The 20693-nt window shown below is 36.9% G+C and carries 18 protein-coding genes; 4 read left to right on the top strand and 14 right to left on the bottom strand.

The annotated features are described in order from the left end of the window. Nucleotides 1-2: 2 nt before the first annotated feature. From moaE to ACVWY7_RS20590, 10 genes are all read right to left on the bottom strand, one after another. Nucleotides 3-467 carry a molybdopterin synthase catalytic subunit MoaE gene (moaE, locus tag ACVWY7_RS20635; protein WP_071735221.1) on the bottom strand — a complete coding sequence of 155 codons (465 nt, stop codon included), beginning with the start codon at nucleotides 465-467 and terminating at the stop codon, nucleotides 3-5. Further along, complete coding sequence (gene moeA, locus ACVWY7_RS20630) at nucleotides 448-1755, bottom strand: molybdopterin molybdotransferase MoeA (RefSeq protein ID WP_242263295.1); 1308 nt, start codon at nucleotides 1753-1755, stop codon at nucleotides 448-450. The genes moaE and moeA overlap by 20 nt, the downstream gene beginning before the upstream one ends. An 18-nt stretch (nucleotides 1756-1773) precedes the next feature. Then, nucleotides 1774-2790 (bottom strand): molybdopterin-synthase adenylyltransferase MoeB, encoded by a 1017-nt coding sequence (locus ACVWY7_RS20625; protein ID WP_000840957.1) that lies wholly within the window; start codon nucleotides 2788-2790, stop codon nucleotides 1774-1776. 24 nt (nucleotides 2791-2814) lie between these two features. Then, complete coding sequence (locus tag ACVWY7_RS20620) at nucleotides 2815-3594, bottom strand: formate/nitrite transporter family protein (protein ID WP_000007897.1); 780 nt, start codon at nucleotides 3592-3594, stop codon at nucleotides 2815-2817. A 189-nt stretch (nucleotides 3595-3783) separates the two neighbouring features. Then, entirely contained in the window at nucleotides 3784-4800 is a 1017-nt protein-coding gene (moaA, locus tag ACVWY7_RS20615; RefSeq protein ID WP_000844130.1) for a GTP 3',8-cyclase MoaA, read from the bottom strand. 20 nt (nucleotides 4801-4820) lie between these two features. Next, nucleotides 4821-5618, bottom strand: coding sequence for a formate dehydrogenase accessory sulfurtransferase FdhD (gene fdhD / locus ACVWY7_RS20610; protein WP_456523950.1), 798 nt, complete (start codon nucleotides 5616-5618; stop codon nucleotides 4821-4823). A 16-nt stretch (nucleotides 5619-5634) separates the two neighbouring features. Beyond that, the gene (locus ACVWY7_RS20605) at nucleotides 5635-5979 is read right to left on the bottom strand and encodes a DUF2294 domain-containing protein (protein ID WP_000039583.1); all 345 of its coding nucleotides are present in this window, start codon (nucleotides 5977-5979) and stop codon (nucleotides 5635-5637) included. Nucleotides 5980-6094: 115 nt separating this feature from the next. Further along, nucleotides 6095-6577 (bottom strand): DUF1641 domain-containing protein, encoded by a 483-nt coding sequence (locus ACVWY7_RS20600; protein ID WP_000729893.1) that lies wholly within the window; start codon nucleotides 6575-6577, stop codon nucleotides 6095-6097. 12 nt (nucleotides 6578-6589) lie between these two features. After that, nucleotides 6590-9529: a formate dehydrogenase subunit alpha gene (gene fdhF / locus ACVWY7_RS20595; protein WP_001063651.1), complete on the bottom strand. Its 2940-nt coding sequence runs from the start codon at nucleotides 9527-9529 to the stop codon at nucleotides 6590-6592. Next, the gene (locus tag ACVWY7_RS20590; protein ID WP_033665216.1) at nucleotides 9522-9689 is read right to left on the bottom strand and encodes a hypothetical protein; all 168 of its coding nucleotides are present in this window, start codon (nucleotides 9687-9689) and stop codon (nucleotides 9522-9524) included. The genes fdhF and ACVWY7_RS20590 overlap by 8 nt, the downstream gene beginning before the upstream one ends. 289 nt (nucleotides 9690-9978) lie before the next feature. Between ACVWY7_RS20590 and gerSA the strand changes: the two genes are divergently transcribed. The 3 genes from gerSA to gerSC are packed head-to-tail and all read left to right on the top strand — an operon-like array spanning nucleotide 9979 to nucleotide 13748. Then, nucleotides 9979-11517: a spore germination protein GerSA gene (gene gerSA / locus ACVWY7_RS20585; RefSeq protein ID WP_000528987.1), complete on the top strand. Its 1539-nt coding sequence runs from the start codon at nucleotides 9979-9981 to the stop codon at nucleotides 11515-11517. After that, nucleotides 11514-12611: an endospore germination permease gene (locus tag ACVWY7_RS20580; protein ID WP_000166505.1), complete on the top strand. Its 1098-nt coding sequence runs from the start codon at nucleotides 11514-11516 to the stop codon at nucleotides 12609-12611. The genes gerSA and ACVWY7_RS20580 overlap by 4 nt, the downstream gene beginning before the upstream one ends. Continuing rightward, nucleotides 12612-13748, top strand: coding sequence for a spore germination protein GerSC (gene gerSC / locus ACVWY7_RS20575; protein WP_001252200.1), 1137 nt, complete (start codon nucleotides 12612-12614; stop codon nucleotides 13746-13748). A 79-nt stretch (nucleotides 13749-13827) separates the two neighbouring features. Here the strand turns inward: gerSC and ACVWY7_RS20570 are convergent, their stop codons facing one another. From ACVWY7_RS20570 to ACVWY7_RS20555, 4 genes are all read right to left on the bottom strand, one after another. Further along, nucleotides 13828-13962 (bottom strand): hypothetical protein, encoded by a 135-nt coding sequence (locus tag ACVWY7_RS20570; RefSeq protein ID WP_001116181.1) that lies wholly within the window; start codon nucleotides 13960-13962, stop codon nucleotides 13828-13830. A 57-nt stretch (nucleotides 13963-14019) separates the two neighbouring features. Beyond that, nucleotides 14020-17382, bottom strand: coding sequence for a tubulin-like doman-containing protein (locus ACVWY7_RS20565; RefSeq protein WP_000175142.1), 3363 nt, complete (start codon nucleotides 17380-17382; stop codon nucleotides 14020-14022). 73 nt (nucleotides 17383-17455) lie between these two features. Next, on the bottom strand, nucleotides 17456-19555 hold the full coding sequence (locus ACVWY7_RS20560) for a vWA domain-containing protein (protein WP_000702097.1): 2100 nt from the start codon (nucleotides 19553-19555) through the stop codon (nucleotides 17456-17458). Between the two features lie 250 nt (nucleotides 19556-19805). Further along, nucleotides 19806-20141: a hypothetical protein gene (locus ACVWY7_RS20555; protein ID WP_000842891.1), complete on the bottom strand. Its 336-nt coding sequence runs from the start codon at nucleotides 20139-20141 to the stop codon at nucleotides 19806-19808. A 134-nt stretch (nucleotides 20142-20275) separates the two neighbouring features. On the opposite strand from ACVWY7_RS20555, the gene ACVWY7_RS20550 reads away from it, so the two are divergent. Beyond that, nucleotides 20276-20671: a hypothetical protein gene (locus tag ACVWY7_RS20550; RefSeq protein WP_000554994.1), complete on the top strand. Its 396-nt coding sequence runs from the start codon at nucleotides 20276-20278 to the stop codon at nucleotides 20669-20671. The last annotated feature ends 22 nt before the right edge of the window (nucleotides 20672-20693 follow it).

The following is a 20693-nucleotide window of genomic DNA, read 5'->3' as shown; positions in this document are numbered from 1 at the left end:
TCTCATTCTTCCTTCTTCGGTTTTCCATCTGGATAAGGTGTATTTTCAAGCTGATCTCCAATCCACATCGTTCCATCTTCCCAAAATTCTTTTTTCCATATTGGGACAATTCGCTTTATCCGTTCAATTGCGTATTCATTCGCTTCATAAGCTACTTTACGATGCGGTGATGAAACTGCAATAACTACCGCAATATCCATTATTTCTAGCCGTCCTACTCGGTGCGTAATTGCTACTTTTGCGTCTGGCCACTTTTCATTTATTTCTTCCCCAATTCTCGTAAGTTGTTTTACTGCCATCGGTTTATATGCTTCATACTCTAAATGCAGTGTTCGTTTTCCTTTTGTTAATTCTCTCACTGTACCAATAAAAGTTGTAATCGCACCCGCGTCTCTTCTTGCAACCTTATTCGTTACTTCTTCAACTACAATCGGTATATCTACAATTTCAAATAGCACTTGCCCCATTAGAATCACCTCTCACTTTATAAAATGTCCAAGGCCATTCACTACCTTCGTTATCTTCCAACAAGAGCACATCTACGAACATATCTTTTTTATACCCTCTCGTACCACCTGGAAGTACAATAAATATATTTGTCTCCGCTAGAGAGGAAACTGAGCTAGATTTATCAAACCCTGACGGATAAGCGATTAACTGCCCTTCGTTATATGTTAGTTTTCCTCGTACAAACCTTGTAAATGGATTTGGCTTTAAAAAATCTTCTCCTAATAACGCTTTTTCTCTTTTTACATGTGCTTTTTCACTAAACATATACGTTCGAATACAAGGTCTTACAAACAATTCAAATCCTACGTAACAAGCAGATGGATTTCCTGATAAACCGAATAATAACTTGCCATTTAATTGCGCTACAGTCGTAACACTTCCTGGCCGCATTGCAACTTTATTGAAAAGAACTGATGCACCTAATTTTTCATATATAGCTGGCAAATAATCGTAATCCCCTACTGATACACCACCTGTTGTAATGAGCATATCTACTTGGCTTAATGCTTCTTTTACAGCCGTAAAACACGTATGAAAATCATCGCTAAACTTCCCAAAATATTTTACTCTTCCGCCTGCTCTTCGGATTTGAGACAATATCATATACGTATTACTATTTCGGATTTTCCCTGGCTGTAATGAATCGTTTACATCCAGTAATTCACTGCCAGTCGCTAATAGTCCAATTACAGGCTTTCTCGCAACTGGCACCTCGCTATACCCGAACGTAGCAAGAAGAGCTGAAATACCTGGATTAATGTATGTTCCTTTCTTTGCAAGAACCGTTCCTTTACGAGCATCTTCACCTTGAAAAGAAATATTATCGCCCGCTTTGAATGACCGCTTCAATTCCATATACTTACTGCCAGCCTCCTCGTATTGACGAGTCAGCTCTAGCATAACAACTGCATCACATCCATTCGGAATTTGCGCTCCCGTCATAATTCGAACTGCTTGAAACGGACCTACTTTCTCATCGAATAGCGATCCTGCACCAATTTCACCCACTACTTCAAATACAATTGGCGTTTCATAACTTGCTAAATTCGTATCTTCTGCTCTAATAGCAAATCCGTCATACGGTGAACGATTGAATGAAGGTACGTCATGGTCAGCTACTAAATCCTCCGCTAATACACGTCCGTAAGCTAATTCAATAGGTAGTAGCTCCTTTAAACCCTCATTAGCAAATTCCATTACTTTACGAACAGCTTCTTCAACCGTAATTGGCACTCTTCTTTCCATTATTGACAACCCTTTCTATTAACCGAATACGCGATAATATAACTGTTTCGCTTTTAAAATATCATTTGTACCATGAATGAAAACACGACCATCTCGAAAAATAACGACGCGGTACTCATCTAGTTGGCAAGATAGTAAATACGGATTCCGATCTACTTTCCCCAGTTTATTTAATACTTTTTCTATATCATCAAAATTGTACTGTCTATTTTCTACCGGTCTAATTTGAACTGTATTTCTTCCGCACAAAACAGCTACCTTCGTTTGGTTTTCGTATGATAAATAAGGATAAGTTCCATTCAAACCACATGAGAGACAAGCGTCTGTTTTTATTTTCCCTAGTTTTATAAAATGGTTTTGATTACTCCATATATCAAACATGAAAAATGTTTTTCTAATAGCTGAAAAATCTTCTACTAAAATTTTGAGTGCTTCCGCCACTTGATATGCTGCAACGATTTGAACAGTCGGGCTAATAATTCCAGTTGTATCACACGTCACACCTGTAACTGGAACGTTCTTCAGCACACAATGTAAACACGGTGTCTCTTGCGGAATAATTGTATAACTCATACCGTACGAGCCAACGCAAGAACCATATACCCACGGGATATTATGTTTTTGTGATAAATCATTTATTATAAATCGGATATCGAAATTATCTGTTGCATCAATTATTACATCAACATTTTCTAGTAGTCCTTCCAAGTTTTCTGCACATGCATCCATTACGAAAGCATCTATTTGTACTTCCGAATTAAGTTTTTCTAGCCGATTTTTAGCAGCAATTGTTTTTGGCAATTTCTCTCTCGCATCTTCTTCAGAGTACAGTTGTTGCCTTTGTAAATTACTCCATTCAACGTAATCACGATCAATAATCGTCAACTTGCCAATACCTGCACGTACGAAACTTTCAGCACTTGCACTTCCTAATGCACCAGCTCCTATAATTAACACATGTTTATTTCGAATTTTTTCTTGCCCTCTATTCCCAATTGGTTTGAACAACTGTTGTCGTGAATACCGCTCAGCCATTGCATACCCTTCCTCTCACGAACTCTATTTCATATTAGAATGTTGTTTTTGATAACAAGCAAAGTAAGCAAATCCAACAAATCCAGCTCCTCCAATTACATTTCCGATAAAAACAGGAACAAAATTTCTAGCAAGATCCATCCACGTCAGATGCCCTGCAAAAATGACTGCTGAGATGACGAACATATTTGCTACTACTTGCTGAAATCCAATCACTACAAATGCCATTATTGGAATCCAAATTCCGATTATTTTTCCGACAAAATCACTCGTCCCATAAGCGAGCCAAAGCGCCAAACAAACGAGCCAATTACACCCAATTGCTAAAATTAAAGTTCTCCCAAATGATTCGTGTAACTTGCCTTCCGCTATCGCTACTGTTTTATTTAAATAATCCCCTTCTGTTAATCCGCCAAGATGCCCGAAACAATACGCTACGAAAATAGCTCCTACAAAATTCATGAAAGTAATCCAAATCCAGTTATTCAGCACACTTACGAATGTAATTTTCTTTGCATAAAGCGCCATAGACATTGACATCATATTTCCGGTAATTAATTCTCCTCCTGCTAATACGACGAGCATGAGTCCAACAGGAAAAACCGCGCCCCCTAAAACATTTACTAAACTCCCCCAGTGCTCAGGTAAATTACCTAAAACGCGAATGTTAAGTAAAAAACCGAGCGAAATAAATGCTCCTCCTAAAAAACCGAGAATAAGCATTGCTGGCAAGGTCTGACTTACTTTTTGAACACCGGCCTCAATAACAAGCTCAGCAATTTGTTCCGGTTTATGAAATGACATTACCAATTCCTCCATTTTCTCCAAATAAAAAAGCAGCTTCAAAAAACCTCTTCAAAATAAAGGTTTTTGAATGCTGCTTAATTTCTCTGCACATCTTTTACAGAGAGATCAATCATCACTTTTACTATAAAATAGAAAATCTACAATTCTTGTACACCTTCCATTTTTCACTTTTATGTCAACTTTATATTAACCACCGATATGTGACATTTCAATTTTAGGCATAGCTTTTTTATTACTATTACTTAACCGTTCATCTGAATAACGGTCTTCTCGGTTGTTCCATATGTCGCGTACGACATCTGTTATTTCCTCGTCAGTGTAGTCAGATCGAAGCAGTTCTCTCAAGTCATTTCCTTTAGAAGCGAATAAACAAGTATATAATTTTCCTTCTGCAGAAATACGAGCTCTCGTACATGAAGAGCAGAAAGAATCTGTTACTGATGAAATAACACCTATTTCTTCATCACTTCCAATATAACGATAGCGAGTCGCAACCTCACCTGCATAATTCGCTTCTATCCGTTCTAATGGCATAACTTGATGAATCATATCTACTATTTCTTGTTTAGATACGACCTCTTTTAACTCCCAACCGTTATAATTTCCAACGTCCATATACTCAATAAAACGAAGAATATGCTTGTTTTCCTTAAAGTATTGCGCCATCTGCAAGATGTCCTGTTCGTTTTTCCCCTTTTGAACGACCATGTTTATTTTAATTTTCATTCCAACTTCAGCTGCAGCTTGTATGCCTTCCAGAACCCTTTGTACTTTGCTTCTATTACCATTTAAATAGAAAAACCGCTCTTCTTCTAAGGAATCTAAACTAACTGTCAACCGTGATAAACCCGCCTTATATAAATCAGGAGCAAACTTTTTAAGTAACGATCCATTGGTTGTTAAGCCGATATCCTCTACACCATCTATTTTATTAAGACGCTCAATAAGCTGTGGAAGACCTCTTCGAAGTAACGGTTCTCCGCCTGTAATCCGTAATTTTCTAACACCTAAAGAAACGAAAATACGCGTTATCCTTTCAATTTCATCAAAAGATAAAATTTTATCATTAGACAAAAACGAGTAATCCGGACCAAATATTTCTTCTGGCATACAATATCGACAGCGAAAATTACAGCGATCAGTAACTGAAATACGTAAATCCTTTAACGGACGTTGTAGTTTGTCTAATGTGACAGATTTCATATTTATTGCCTCGCTTTTAATTATTTTATATTTAAAACACGCTCTGGGTGCGTATATACATTTAAGGATTGATTCCGAATAAATCCTATCGTAGTAATACCTAATTCTTCTCCTAGCTGCAAAGCTAACTCAGTTGGAGCTGATTTTGACAATATAATTTCACAACCAATTTTTGCAACTTTCAATAATATTTCCGAAGAAATACGACCGCTAAAAACAATGATTTTATCTCCTATAGAAATATTATTTTTTAAGCAATAACCATAAATTTTATCTAACGCATTATGCCTTCCGATATCCATTCGACTTAAAATAATACCATTCACATCACATAAAGACGCATTATGAACGCCCCCTGTATGACGAAATGTCTCCGCAGATTGTTGCATTTCTTTCATTAATCGAAAACAGTCTTCTGCAGTAACTTGTACATGCACGCCATTCATTTTCTTTGCGCTTAGTGCATCATTTGCAAAGACAAATCCTTGTCTACTCATACCACAGCATGAAGTAATGTAACGTTTATTTTGCATTTGTTCGTAATACGGATTTACTTTTGCCGTCGTGACATGTACAAATCCTTCTTTCTCTTGTACCCATATGTCATCAATATCTTCATACTTCCGAATGATTCCTTCAGATGCTAAGAAGCCTATTACCATATCTTCTATATATTCTGGAGTACTAACCATTGTAACAAACTCCTGTCCGTTCATTTTAATCGTGACTGGAAACTCTGTTACAATGCTGTCCTCTATATGTTTAAACGCCCCTTGTTCATAACGAAAGATTTCTCTTTCTACCTGTATCGGTTTCACGATCAGTATCCTTCTCTCACGTTATATTTTTATCAAAAACAAATACCGAAACTGCAATATCTTCTTCTACTTTCATATCTGAAAATAGGTTCACTAATTTCGCTCCAACAAGTTCCTCCAAATGTTCACGGGAATTTACAGCATACACTTCTTGAATCATTTTCGTTCTAGCCATATGAACCATTTCCGCACCGTCCATCGTACTTGAAATGAATTTTTCAGTAGGTGTTAAGTTTCCATAAAGAGTCGCAATCGCCATATTTTCAGCAAAAACAGTATGAATTCGTTCTGGTCCTTTTCCGAAAAGTTCCTTTCGAAGTTTTCGTATCATATCATTAAATTCATGTACTTTTTTTGACATACCATTATACCTCCCACAAACCTCATTTTACTTTATTATATATTTTACCAAAATGAGCCTTCCGCCCAAACTATTTCGTACAACCATTTGGGCGAAAAGGTTCACTTCATGAAGTTTATTCTTCTTTTAATCCTTTTCCCATACCTTTTAAGAAATGAAGCCCAAACCCGATAGCACGGTTAATATCTGGGTCTTTCAATACTTTCATAAGATCGAATACTCCTACTTTTTTATTACTCTCTAGATGTTCATTACCTTTTTCTAGCCCTACTAATAAGCTACCTATAAGCTTTTTCGTAAGCTCCGGATCAAGTTCTGTTAAAGCACCGGCAGCCCCCATCATATTATTAATTAAATTTGTAACAGGCTCACGAGTCACTTGGCCAAGAACAATCTTGGCGATTGGTTCTTTCGCCTTTAGCATAGAATTTGCTGCTTCTAGCATGCCAATATCATTCAATTCCCCTACTATATTAAACATTTGATTTAGAGCGTCTTCATTATTAGCTAGAAGCTCTTTTAAATCATCTAATTTTTGCTGTTTTATTTCTTCCTCAGTTAATTCTTGTTTTTGAATCATTTTTATAGGTGCAGCCATATTTTTTTCCTCCTACTTATCCGTTAAATGCACATACCCTGGACGTGCCCACTTACGATGTACCTCAATACCGGATTGAGGATGACGTTTTTTATTACGCGGGTTCGCTTTTGGCATCGGATTTTCGCCATCAACTTCTAGTACTTCCATACGCACTTTCGTCTGTTTATAAGCAGGTGTGTTCGTACGCGTATCAACCGCAGGACCTGTTAAGAAATTAATTGCTGTTTCATTATCTGTAGAGTTCATCGGTAAATATAACTCATTCGCTTTTACACGGTCTGTTACAAGTGCACGTAATTTTAACGCTCCAAACGGAGAGACAAGACGAACTAATGAACCTGTTTTCACTCCACGTTCTTTTGCAAGTGCTGGAGAAACTTCAACGAAAACGCCAGGCACTTTCGTTTGAATACCTGTTGATTTATTTGTCATATTCCCTTCATGGAAATGCTCAAGCATACGACCGTTGTTAATATGAAGGTCGAACTCCGCTGGGAATTCAGCTGGGCGTACCCAGTCAGCAATCGCAAAACGAGCTTTTTTATCTGGGAAGTTAAATCCGTCTTGGAAAAGGAGCGGTGTATTCGTTCCATCAAAACTTCCCCAATGGAAACTATTCCATCCTTCAAGCACTTCATAGTTTGCTTGTGAGAATAGTGGTGATAAACTTGCCATTTCAGCAAAAATTTCACTTGGATGACTATAATTCCAGTTTGCACCTAATTTATTCGCAATCGCCTGCACAATCCACCAGTCTGGTTTCGCATCTCCAAGCGTAGGAAGCACTTGATATAGTCTTTGAACACGGCGCTCTGTATTTGTGAAAGTACCTTCTTTCTCAAGAGACGGTGCTGCTGGTAATACAACATCTGCATATTGAGCCGTTTTAGATAAGAAAACATCTTGCACAACGAAGAAATCAAGGCTTGATAATACTTCATGTACATGGTTCGCATTAGAGTCTACAAGAGCCATATCTTCTCCGACAAGATACATAGCTTTCATTTTCCCTTCATCAATTGCGTGAAGCATTTCAATATTATTAAGACCTGGTTCACTATTAATTTTCACTCCGTAAGCCATTTCAAATTTCTCGCGTTCCATATCGTTCGTAACGTGCTGGTATCCTGGGAGCCATCCTGGTAAAGTACCCATATCACAAGCACCTTGCACGTTATTATGACCTCGAAGCGGATATGCACCAGCACCTGGACGACGATAATTACCTGTAGCAAGAAGTAAGTTTGAAATCGCAGCGGAAGTATCAGATCCACCTGTATTTTGCGTTACACCCATGCCCCAAAGGATACATGTACCATCTGCATCACGAATCATTTCAGCCATTTGAATAAACGTTTCTTTTGAAATACCAGTCATTTCTTCAGCATATTCAAGTGTATATTCTGTAAGACTCTCTTTAAAATCTTCAAAGAAGTTTACATTCTCATCAATAAATTGTTGATCGTGCCAGCCTTGATCAATCATATATTTCGTAACTGCCATTAACCAGACTTGATCCGTTCCTTGTTTCGGACTAATAAAGACGTCTGAACGCTCTGCCATTTCTGTTTTACGAAGATCAGCTACAATTAATTTTTGTCCGTGTAATTTATGTGCACGTTTAATACGTGTAGCTAAAACAGGATGACCTTCTGTTGGATTACAACCTACAATAATAACTAGACCAGATTGTGCGATATCTTTAATCGTCCCAGCATCTCCGCCCATACCAATCGTACGGAATAATCCGTCTGTTGCTGGTGATTGACAATAACGTGAGCAGTTATCAATATTATTCGTTTCAAATACTTGTCGAGCTAATTTTTGAATCACATAATTGTCTTCATTCGTAATTTTAGAGGAAGAAATAAAACCGATAGCGCCTTTACCGTACTCTTCTTTAATAGATCCTAATTTACTTGCAACTACATTCAACGCTTCTTCCCATGTAGATTCAACAAACGTTCCATTTTTACGAATTAAAGGTTTCGTAATTCGTTCTTTAGAATTTACGAAATCCCAGCCAAATTTTCCTTTTACACAAGTAGAAATTGCGTTAACTGGCGCATCAGAAGAAGGTTGTACTTTAAGAATTTTACGCCCTTTCGTCCACACTTCAAATGAACACCCTACACCACAAAATGTACATACTGTTTTCGTTTTCTTCGTACGAGTATCACGCATGGCCGCTTCCACTTCTGATACCGCAAAAATACCGCTATATCCAGGCTCAACTTCTTTAATTAAGTCTACCATCGGTTCAAGAATATCTGGTTTTAATCCCGTCATAAATCCAGCTTCACCGAGCATCGTTTTCTCCATTAAAGCATTACAAGGACAAATCGTTACACATTGACCACAGCTCACGCATGAAGAATCATTAATATTTACTCCTTCATCCCAAATCACTCGCGGGCGTTCTGCTTCCCAGTCTATTGATAACGTTTCATTTACTTGTAAGTTTTGACATACCTCAACACATTGACCGCATGCAATACATTGATTCGGGTCATAACGATAAAACGGATGCGTCATATCCACTTCACTTGCATCCACTTTCGGTTCATATGGATATTTTTGATGTTCGATTTCCATTAATTCTGCTGTATTATGCAGCTTACAGTTCCCATTATTGTTGTCACATACAGTACAATATAATAAATGATTTTCTAATAACCGATCCATCGCCTCTGTTTGTGCTTCTTTCGCACGAGTAGAATTACGTTCAATGTTCATACCTTCTATCACTACTGTCGAACAAGAGCGCATTAACTTCCCGTCAACTTCTACAATACAAGTGTCACATGTTTGAATAGGATCTACTTCTGGCACGTAACAAATTTGCGGATGTTCAATCCCGTTCTCATTTATAACACCCAATATCGTTGAACCGGGCTCCGCTGTATACTTTTTTCCGTCAATTGTAATATGAACCATGTTGTTATTCATGGTCTTTCCCCCTTTTTGAGAATAAAAAAAACTCCACCACGAAAATATACGCACCACATTTCGGCACGTTATTATCATGGTGGAGTAGTTTATTAGCACATCTTGCTAAAATACCAATCCATTTATTCATAAATAAAACGATAGATTCATAACAGGTCATATCACGATTCCATCTTTAACACTATAATTATAGCGTTAAAGTTAAAAATATACAATATAAAATTTAAACTACGCATATGTCCGTATGGAACTATCCATAATAACCCATATAAAGTGAAACTTTAATCAGTGGGGGGTTTCTTCATCCCCCACTGATTATCAGCCCTCACCAATCGGGCTTTTATGGGCAGCCCGACCCCTACCTAACTTCTTTGCTTCCGCTGAATTTTGAGGGGGGGGCTTACTGCCCATTAAAGCGGGATAAAACATAACAAGGAGTAAGCGAATAAATGGGGCCTTTTAATAAATGGATACGTGGTGAAAAATCTTTTTCTGGACAAGAGCAAGCTGATCACATATTAAATAAATCTATCTCTTCTTCCCTTTCCCTTAATTTAAAGCACTTGTCCAAATTGTTTAGTGGTATTCCAGAATTAATTACACGCACTTTTCCGTTAAAAAATGGAAAAGAAGCCGCTCTGATATATATGGAAGGAATTGTAGATAAAACTGTTATTAATGTAGATATTCTTCGTCCCCTCTTATTTAAAGAATGGAATGAGGACGATTCTTGGGAATCTTCTATTTCTATCGGAAATATTAAAGAGGTTCAGAAGTGGACAGACATTGAACAATCTCTTTTACACGGCAAAAGTATTTTATTTATAAACGGGCAACTATCTGCTTTAGAACTAGATACACAAGCGGCACCAAAAAGGAGTATTGAAGAACCTACAACCGAGAGCTCACTAAAAAGCTCACACGAAGGATTTAATGAAGTCGCGAGCGACAGTATCGCGCTTATTCGCCGATATATTCCAAATCGCGAATTAAAAGTGCAAGCGTTCACTGTCGGTGAGCGGGCCGCTTCTAAAGTTTTTATGCTTTATTTAGCGGATGTTGCAAACGAAGATGTCATACAAGAAATGTCATGCCGCATCGAATCCATTAAAGTGGATGCCATTCTTACTACCGGTGAATTAGAAGGGTTTGTTGAAGATAATTCTTATACTCTTTTTCCGCAATTATCAATAACTGAACGTCCTGATACGACAGCACATCACATTCTAAACGGGCGTATCGCTGTTGTTGTAGATCGCTCACCAGGCGTATTAATTGGACCTATGACCTTTTCGTCTTTTTTTCAGACGATAGATGATTACAGCTTCAGACCAATAATCCCATCTTTCATACGATTACTTCGTTTCACCGGATTATTTATTGCAATATTTGCTCCTGCTCTTTATATCGCTATGATTTCCTTCCATTATGAAGTGATTCCACTTAAATTACTTTTAACAATTGGAGAATCGCGAGCTAAAATTCCTTTTCCACCTATATTAGAAGCACTTTTAATGGAATTAGTACTTGAAATGCTCCGCGAAGCTGCAGTTCGGCTTCCTGGACCTGTTGGACAAACGATTGGCGTCGTAGGAGGGATTGTCATTGGACAAGCTGCAGTTCAAGCAGGAATAGTAAGTAATGTTATGGTTATCGTCGTATCTATTACCGCAGTCGCTTCTTTTATCATCCCTAACATGGAAATGTCAGCAGGAATTCGGCTTCTTCGCTTTCCAATGATGATAATCGCTTCTTTATTTGGGATCATTGGCATTATGGTTGGGATGGCAGTTATTATCATCCATATTCTTTCTATGGAATCACTTAGTGTTCCTTATGGTAGTCCTTTTTCTCCGTTATTTGCTTCGGATTTAAAAGACACTCTTATACGTTTACCTCGGAAAATAATGAAGAAACGACCACTATCCTTTAACTTAAAACAAGAAAATCGACAAAGTGATATAGAAGAAATGGAGGAAGATAAGTGACAAAGCGTGCAAAGAGGGAGATTAGTTTATTTCAATACATTTTAACGATTAGTGGTGTTCAAGTAGGATTCGGTGTCCTTACACTTCCGCGTGAAGTTGCACAAGGTGCGAATACAGATGGCTGGATGTCTATTATTATCGGATGCGCTATCACTACTTTAGTCAGTTTATGTATTGTAAAAATTATGGAAAAGCATCCTGGATATACTTTACTTGATGTGCTGACTCGTTATCTTGGAAAGTGGCTAGGAAGAATAGGAATGATTTTTTGGATTTTATATGCTGTACTTGCAGCCGTTTCCTTAGTTTTTTCCCTCCTGTATGTTATTCACATTTGGATTTTACCTAGATCTCCTATGTTTTTAATTATGATTTTGCTTTCTATTCCAATGCTTATGCTTGCATGTAAAGGTGTACTTATTATTAGTCGCTTTGCCGTCTTCACTGTGATTTTTACCCTTTGGATGCCATTACTATTGTTTATTCCTCTTAAAGATGGTCATTGGATATATCTTCTTCCCTTTCTAAAGGAAGGATGGATACCAGTTGTAACCACAGTGAAATCAACTATCATTGCGTTTCTCGGATTCGAGTTCGCATTCGTCCTTTATCCCTATCTAACTAACAAATCAGCTGCAAAAAAAGGAATCATTATTGCAAATATGATTACGCTATGCGTTTACCTACAAGTTACATTCGTTTCTTTCGTTTATTTTAGCCCAGATGGTATAACTAAGTTTTTATGGCCGACTCTTTCTCTTGTTACACCATTTCACTTTTCATTTCTAGAACGATTTGAAATTATCTTTTTATCATTTTATCTCTTCATTATTTTCGATTCTTGTATTCCTTATATTTTCACTGCTTCAGATGGAATCAATCAATTACTTAACAAAAAAGGGAGTCCATTACCTGTTTGGATTTTATTATTCGGGTGCATTTTCGTTCTATTCTTTTATATCCCTTCCTCTTACCAAATAAGTGCGTTGCGAGAATTTTGGGGAACTGCCAGTTATTGTATCGTTATTCTATTCCCAGTCGTATTTCTCTTATACATGACACTTTATCAGCATTGGAAAAGGAGAAAAATTTAAATGAGGCGCTTTATTCATTTCACTATACTTTGCTTTCTCATAACCTTATTAACAGGCTGTGGAGATCGGCTAGACTTAGAAAAACAATCCATTTCATTAATTTACGGTTTTGACGCAAAAGCAAAAGGAAAATTAATTGTGTACCACGTAAATCCTATTTTTAATGAAGATGTAGAAAAGAAGTACGAAACACATGAAGCGAAAGTACGTACACCTCGAGAAGCCAAAGCAACGTTTAATAGTTCAAGTGGCGGTTTAGTATCTACAGAAAAGTTACAGCTCATTTTATTTAGCACGAAATTTTTAAAACAAGAAGGGGCTATGCCCTACCTTGATGTTTGGTATCGCGATCCTAAAAATACTGGAAACATGCGCATGGTTGCAGTAGACGGGCCAATTTCTTCTGTTATATATAATAACTTTAAAGATAAACCTGCTCTTCCTGAGTATTTAACAGATTTAATTAATACAAATAAATTATACAATCGGACAGTTTTCACACCATTTCATGAATTTCATAGGCAAACGTTTAATAAAGGTATAACACCTGCTATTTCAGAAATAAAAAAAGGAAAAAAAGATGTTATCGTTACAGGCTCTGCACTATTAACTTCTCGCGGAATTTATAAGATGTCTTTAAATCGCTATGAAAGTGCCCTTCTGCTCATGTTGCAAAAAAAAGCTAATATACCTGTTTCACTTACAATGAAAATCCCTTCTCATTCAGTTGAAAGTAATAGTCATCTAAAAGATACAGAAGGTGAAGATTTCGTATCAATAAACGTTCTTAGCATGAATCGTGATATTCGTACAGACTATAGCGATAACCATTTCAAATTTAATGTTAAAATGGATTTTAAAATTGCCGTATCTGAACTTACATTCAATATGGATATAGATAAAGATAGGAAGAAATTAACTTCTCTTATTACAAAACAACTAAACAAAGATTTGAACAATTTAATCCACAAAATTCAAAAACAACAACTCGATCCATTCGGATTTGGTGATTATGCGAGAGCGTTTCAATATGAAGAATGGAAAAAAGTTGAAGACGATTGGCCGAGTGCCTTTTCAAAAGCTAACGTGAAAGTAGCACCTACTATTAAAATTTTAGAAAACGGGATTATTAAATAGCAAAAAACACGCTACTTGTTCTTATACGTTTAAAGAATAAGTAGCGTGTTATCATTTTATTTTGAAACTCCCTATATAGTTACGCTTCTGTTTCTGATTCTTCGTTTTCCGCTTGTTCCAATCTTTGCTGCTCTGCAAGTTCAGCTGAAATCATCCCATAATAAATTTCTGGATACAATCCAAATATTTGATATACACTTCCTAAAAACGGCATCGGAATCCCTCTTTTCTAAAGTTGTATTGCCACTTTTAAGGATTCCCTTTTCATTCATTATACATTCGTTTTTGGCGTTTCTTCTTCATCATGAACGCTTAATAAATTTTGCCACTTTTTATAAGGAGCACTATTTGGATCTACATAACCTTTCGCATACGAACGATCCCACAATTGTTTAATAAACATTTCTTTCTCTTTCTTTGCAACCATATCGGCACCTGTACCGTAATAGTTTTGGAAATACAACTCAATTTCATCAAGGAATAATCTTAATAATTCATCAGAAGTTTCTTCTAACGTCGGGTCATATTTCGCTTCACGGTCATACATTAAAATCATATCTAAAATATTATGGACATGCTCTTTACGTAGCCATCTAATATCTTGAGCACCTAATACAAATGGATGTGTATATAAATGCCCACCTTGTATCATCGCCTTTTCTTGTTCTTCTTCAAATCTGGATAAGATGTTTTCATAAATGAACGGATTATGAAGTAACGCTCTGTGCAATTTATAACTTTCGCTTGAAATATTTTTCCCCATCGACTGAATTAAGAAACTACGTCCAACGCCGTTATATTGATACACGAATTGACCATCAACAGCAACTAAACTAATCCAGCGATATATATACGCGTATAGAAGAGCTCGATTGCATTTATCGTAATCTAACTTTGTTTGCGTTGCATTTAAATCCGGCATGAAGGCTGGTAAGTGCCAATACTTATCTAAATGCGGCGTTAAACTAGATTTTTTACTATTCAACTTATTTACACGGCGATAGTAAGACTGAAAATAATCACCTTTATCATTCATAAATCCATTTGCAATATGTCCAGACGAAAGCTTAGGAAAGTCTTGCAACGATAAGCCGTAATGCGCACGATAACAAATGACCTCAAATGGTGAAAAAGCTTCATTTACTGTATCTTTTTCTTTAAACATTTCTTGCATTAATTCCTCTTGCAGTTCTTTCTTTAAAGATGGATGTATACCCCAATATTGTAATTCCCTATGATGAGAAACTTTTGGCACGAATGGACTTGCTAAATGGAACAAGTCTTCAATTTTTTCACGAACATATTCATCACGATCACGATTCTTATAATCCGCTTCTTTTCGTAATGCTTCAACGATGTTCAGCTCTAATTTATCGCGATAGCGTATTTGTAATTCATCGTAACAATAGTTTAGTATGTGCTCACGATAAAAGTCTTCTACCTTTTTCGATTGAATCTCTTCTGTTTTCGCATCCCGGCAATATTCCCCGTATAAGCTCATATAAATTTCCGCGCATATATCTTTCGGTAATATACCTAAATTTAAATGTTGTTGCATATCTTGCCATATCTTTTCTTGCAACTTCTCTTCAGCTAATACGTATACATTCGTTGGGTTTGTTTTTCCTTCAAATTCCTTGCTTCGTTTTTGAATTTCGAACAATAAATTTTCACGTGTTTCATGTAAATTATCAAAAAATCTTTCCCAATATTGAATCATTTTATTAACTGCTTGATATAGCGATTGATACACGAGTTCTAATAGCATTTCTTTACGGTATTCGTTTAATTTGTGTACGTACTGCGTTACAATATCTTCAAATTCCTTTTTAAATAAACGCTGCTGGTTATTAATCATTTTTCCAAACCAGCCTTGTTGCTGTGCAATTTCTACTCGGCGTACAGCTGTTACCGTTCCATCAATATTACTCACATTAAATTTCTTATCGTAGTTTTGAATTAAATTACGCTTTTGTTCATTATTTTCATGTAGTCGATTCATTTTTTCGACTAACTGCTTTCGAATTTCATACAACATAAAACGAGCTGCTACTGGATGAACAGAATCTGTTTTCTTTAAAAACCATGTATTTAGTTGATATGACTGTCCTTCAGAACCACTTGGTGAAAAACGGTCTGATTCAATCATGTCATATAAAAGTGTCGTTACATGTTCATGTACGCGGCTCGGAATCGCATACGCATATAAACGAACCGCATGGTCTACCCTTGCTACTTCACCTTTCATTTGTTCCGTCATTTTCAGCTTGGCAGCAGAAATTTTACACTCATGCTGCAGACGATTTAATTCTTCGTCTTTTTGTACCGTACGCTGTACATAACTTTCTACAGCTTCTAAAAACAGTTTAGATTTCGCAACACCAACCTTGCCACCCTCTGCTCCTTCACGCGTTTCATTGTACATTTGTCTATAAAAAATATGAGCCTGTTCTGGACGGGTAGCAAGATGTTCTAAGTCTTCTAAATAACTTTTCCCACGCTCTGGCTTTTCACGCTGCATACCACGTTTTACATCTTGATCATATCTATGCTTCTTCTCTTGAAACAATTGATCTAAATGAAGCCACGATTCATCTAAACCTTGCACGGCCCATTTTAAAGCACAATATTTTAACACATGCTCATATGGGTAAATAATCTTTGCCGTTCCGGCCCCGCAATATCGCCCTTTCCCACTTGATTCTGCTAATTGCTGAATTTGATTATCTTCCTGTGCAAAATGATTTGCAGACATCGGACTAAATAATTGTAAATAAATCGTATTTGCCATTTGCTCCATATAATCTGATAAATTATGCAGATGGTGTCCATGTAAATTTTCGTAATCGTATAAGAAACAATAATTGTACGGTAAATGATGTTGTTTAATCGTGTGATTTGTTCTCCCATCCTCATCTACTTGATCCGGTCGATACTCTAATTCAATCGTCACGCCACCGCGTTTTGATAACTCTCCAGTAGAACCGAGTGTAATGGCATGTAATTCTTTTAACGAAGCATAGCCGTTTGCTTGCACCGTTTCAAACTCTTTCGCACTAACCGTTCTCGTCTTCACTAACACATCCGGCATTAGAAACGCACCACGTATTAAAATGTTGTGATGTTGCAGTTTTTTCCGAAGCATTTCACGTAAATATAATGCAATTTGTAGAAACATTCCTGAACCTGTTCCACCTGCTAGTGATGTTACGATAATGACACGCACACCATATTCCGTTTGATCGCTTGTAACCGGAAAAATTTTCTCGATTTCTTGCCAAAAGGACGTTAATTTATCTTCTTTCATCGCAGCACGTAACGCTAAACGTGAAATGACGCGCAACTGTCCTGCTCCTTCTGTTAATGGTTTATCAAGTATAGTCGGGTCCATCGGAAACCATTCTGGAATCGTTGGATCTCCTGCAATATACTCCCTAGGTGTTTTACTAGAGCTCGTTTGTGTCTTAAACTTTCGAATATGATCGAATTTACTTAATGTATTCACATCTGTATCAAATACGTGCATTGCTACTTTTTTTCGACGCTCCTCAGGTAGTCTTTCATATATTTGATGTGTCACAGTACTACCGATTCCACCTAAACCAATTAATATTGTTGGAACTTGTAACGTCATGTGAACCACCTTCCTATTCTTGCTTGTTTGAAAAAAGGAGGGAAAAATAATACTCTCCTCTTTTCCCCATCTACTATTCACACTCGTATTTGTAAATCTCCTTACCATATCCTCTATCAATTACTAAAAGTTCATTTGGATATAGCGTCTTATGTTCCATTCCAACCTCATCCTCTGTTATAAACATCCCATCAATAATCATTCCTACTACTTGTGACTCTTTCGCTACAAATATCGATTTCGATCCTTTCTTTGCTATAAACGTAACGGATTGCACAGTCTTTCTTTCTGCTCTATACGGAATACCAAAATAATGTTTCCACCATTTATTTTTGAGTAACTCTGGCTCAGATTGATATAACCAATCTTTTGCTACCTCTTGATCCCATTCATAATACAAAAGTGCTTTCCGGTGAAATCTCGGACGGACAATCCATCCTAAAACGATTATTCCTACTATTATCAGCAATAAAGTAATAGGAATCACAAACTTAAAAATAAGCGCATACTTTTCATAAAACGGTGCATCTTGAATATGGAGTGATATTTTTTTCTTTACTTCTTGTAATTTTGAATCCTGCACTGCGATGGTAGCTTCTACGGTGCCGGTATCTGTAAAATTGAATGTGTCGGAGTAATGGGGTCGAGGATAAATATAAATTTGATTATCATGTTGTTTTATTTCATAGTTGATTGATTGTTTAGATGTGACACCAGTAGATTTTAATAGTTTCTTTACAGCCTCTTCTGTCATCGGCTTACCATCTAACTGTGGTTGTATAATAAACGGTTTACTATTCTCTAAGTTTGTTACTTTTTCTTTATAATCTTTCGTGACAGTTTGAAGTGATAATTCAGGCTTTTTAGTTGTTTCGATTTTAAATTCTTTCGTCTGTCTGTAAAACCCCTTTATGTTCATATGGACTTTCCCACGTACTAATCCTGTAGTAAGCTTAGTTTCGTAATAAAACACATGTCTTTTATCGTCCCACTTCATCGCATATTGCTTTCCATCTATTTCTACTTCTGCCTGGAAGTAAGAAGACTCAACGGGCAACTCAGTAGGCTTTGCTTCAATAACAGCTGTCACACCTTCATACATTTCCTCAACATTTTTTCTATCCTTATCTTCTTTGTCATAAGTAGAAACCGTGTAATTAAGCGCCGGTTCAACAAGTACTTGTAACCCTTCTTTCTCAATATCCTGGTCCACTTCTATCGTATAAGTTCCTGGTTTAATAACTTCCTCATTTTCCGTACTTATATGAACTATATTTCCAAACAATTTCGCTTCGCCTGGTGCATGTATAGAAAAAGAAGATTGTAATTGTAATGGTTTAGAAATTTGTTTGACCTGATAATTAGATAAAGAAGGCGATTGTCGTACAAGCGTCATACGCTTTAACGGAAATGGTGTTGTAATCTCTACTTTCTTCCCTACTACTTTCGTTTTTACAATCGATTCAACAGAGGAAAACGGATCACGATTTGCAACTAATGCTGCCACTTGATTGACGCTTTTTACAATACCATCCTCTCCACTAGATGGCATCGTAACTCCATTTATCTCTTTCTTCCATATTTCTTTAAACGTATTTAGTTGTGCCTTTTCTTGCTGTCCTAAATCCTCTTCCATCGTAATTAAAACCGGATGTAATGATATCTTTTTTACATCCATTTCTTTCTTAAACTGCGCTAACTTCTGCAAAAGTTGTTCTTTTCCGCCAACCTTATCTTTCTCTAAATCATTAAATGCCCCGTCAGTTAACACAATAAGCCAAAATTCACGTTTCCCATCTATATCGGCTTCCTTTTTTATAGATTGCATCGCCGTTTCTACTGCGCTAAACGGAGTATTTAAATACGTTTTCCATGCTCCAATTCCCTCAATTTCCGTTTGTCTCTTATCCTTCGTTAACGAAATGTTTAATGGATCATTTGGCTTGCTCATTGGAACGTAAGAAAATTTATCTTTTTCATCTAATAGCGCAACCAAACTTTGCAAAGCGTAATTGGCATATTTCCAGCGATCGTTATTTCTCATGCTGCCCGAATCATCATATACAAGTGAAACGACCCTTTCCTTTGCCTCCTCTCCTTTTGCAAAAGTCCAAAAAGGATGTAACCATATAAATAAAAACAACATGAATGTGGCACAAATTCGAATTTTCATGATGAGGCTTCGCCACCTTTGTAGACAAATTCCTATGTTTAAATTTATGAAAGGATACAAGATATATGACTTGTATTTTAGGACAACGAACACAGCATAACTTTATTATGTAAACAGTTATAAAAATTGAATATGATTCCTTCTAGCGTTTCCTATCCGATCATATAAGTAAAAAAGCCTGTTTAAGCTCTACACTTAAAACAGACTTTTCCTACTTTTCATATTGAAAACACTTAACAAAAAGTTTGATTTATTGCTTCACATACACTTCAACAATCGGATTATCTTTATGATCCGCATGTAAGCGTATATTCTCTTCACTTGTACTATAAATGCTAGCTAATAACATAATTGTTAACACGTTAGGAGTTTTTGCATCACTCCCGTACTTCCTTTCCAGCGCTTCCTTATATTCAAAATCCAAATCCCCCTGCACATACGTATACACTTCAAAGCCGTCTTCTAAATTACAAACTACTGTATCAATAATATCCGCCCCTACTTGCTTCTTCATTTCCTCTCGCAATGCTGCAATAAACTCTTCCCACGGTACTTCGTATGTCTGAAACTGATCTGTCGATTTCATGCCTTTTCCTCCTTAAATATCCTCTTCCTATATTTCCCCTTTCCTATAACAATTATGATAGATAGGGCATTCGTACAAGCCGCACTTGTCCCCTTTACATATCGTATTACTGTAATGGGGAAGGAGGAATGAATATGCATAGACAAAAATGTTATGATACATGCCGACGTTACTTCGGAAAAGTTGTTCGGATTGAAGACCGTGATGGCCGTATACATTTAGGGAAAATAATCGATGTGACACAAAGCTCTGTATGGATTGAGCCGGTGCAACAGCGCTCATCTTTTGATTCAGGATTCGGATACTATGACGCTTATGCAAACGGTGGTTGCGACCTTTGCGGCGGCCTTAGCAGATGTGATAGTTGTGGATTTGGATGCGGTGGTGGATTCAGTAGCTGCGGTTGTGGTGGTCGTGGTTGTAGTAATTGTGGTTGCGGCGGCTGGGGAGGCGGCGGTTGTGGCTGGGGTGTTGAACTCGGATTTGGTTTCATCTTCGGAATTACATTGGCTGCATTATTTTTCATTTAACATAGTAAAGAGTTGACTACCT

The sequence above is a fragment of the Bacillus sp. TE9106W genome (assembly GCF_054062215.1).
The sequence above is the reverse complement of the archived record's forward strand: the minus strand, read 5'-3'. Positions and strand labels throughout refer to the sequence as shown.

Coding starts and splice junctions, on each gene's coding strand:
- moaE (WP_071735221.1), bottom strand. CDS start 467: ATGGGGCAAGTGCTATTTGAAATTGTAGATATACCGATTGTAGTTGAA.
- moeA (WP_242263295.1), bottom strand. CDS start 1,755: ATGGAAAGAAGAGTGCCAATTACGGTTGAAGAAGCTGTTCGTAAAGTA.
- ACVWY7_RS20625 (WP_000840957.1), bottom strand. CDS start 2,790: ATGGCTGAGCGGTATTCACGACAACAGTTGTTCAAACCAATTGGGAAT.
- ACVWY7_RS20620 (WP_000007897.1), bottom strand. CDS start 3,594: ATGTCATTTCATAAACCGGAACAAATTGCTGAGCTTGTTATTGAGGCC.
- moaA (WP_000844130.1), bottom strand. CDS start 4,800: ATGAAATCTGTCACATTAGACAAACTACAACGTCCGTTAAAGGATTTA.
- ACVWY7_RS20605 (WP_000039583.1), bottom strand. CDS start 5,979: ATGTCAAAAAAAGTACATGAATTTAATGATATGATACGAAAACTTCGA.
- ACVWY7_RS20600 (WP_000729893.1), bottom strand. CDS start 6,577: ATGGCTGCACCTATAAAAATGATTCAAAAACAAGAATTAACTGAGGAA.
- fdhF (WP_001063651.1), bottom strand. CDS start 9,529: ATGAATAACAACATGGTTCATATTACAATTGACGGAAAAAAGTATACA.
- ACVWY7_RS20590 (WP_033665216.1), bottom strand. CDS start 9,689: ATGACCTGTTATGAATCTATCGTTTTATTTATGAATAAATGGATTGGT.
- gerSA (WP_000528987.1), top strand. CDS start 9,979: ATGGGGCCTTTTAATAAATGGATACGTGGTGAAAAATCTTTTTCTGGA.
- gerSC (WP_001252200.1), top strand. CDS start 12,612: ATGAGGCGCTTTATTCATTTCACTATACTTTGCTTTCTCATAACCTTA.
- ACVWY7_RS20570 (WP_001116181.1), bottom strand. CDS start 13,962: ATGCCGTTTTTAGGAAGTGTATATCAAATATTTGGATTGTATCCAGAA.
- ACVWY7_RS20565 (WP_000175142.1), bottom strand. CDS start 17,382: ATGACGTTACAAGTTCCAACAATATTAATTGGTTTAGGTGGAATCGGT.
- ACVWY7_RS20560 (WP_000702097.1), bottom strand. CDS start 19,555: ATGAAAATTCGAATTTGTGCCACATTCATGTTGTTTTTATTTATATGG.
- ACVWY7_RS20555 (WP_000842891.1), bottom strand. CDS start 20,141: ATGAAATCGACAGATCAGTTTCAGACATACGAAGTACCGTGGGAAGAG.
- ACVWY7_RS20550 (WP_000554994.1), top strand. CDS start 20,276: ATGCATAGACAAAAATGTTATGATACATGCCGACGTTACTTCGGAAAA.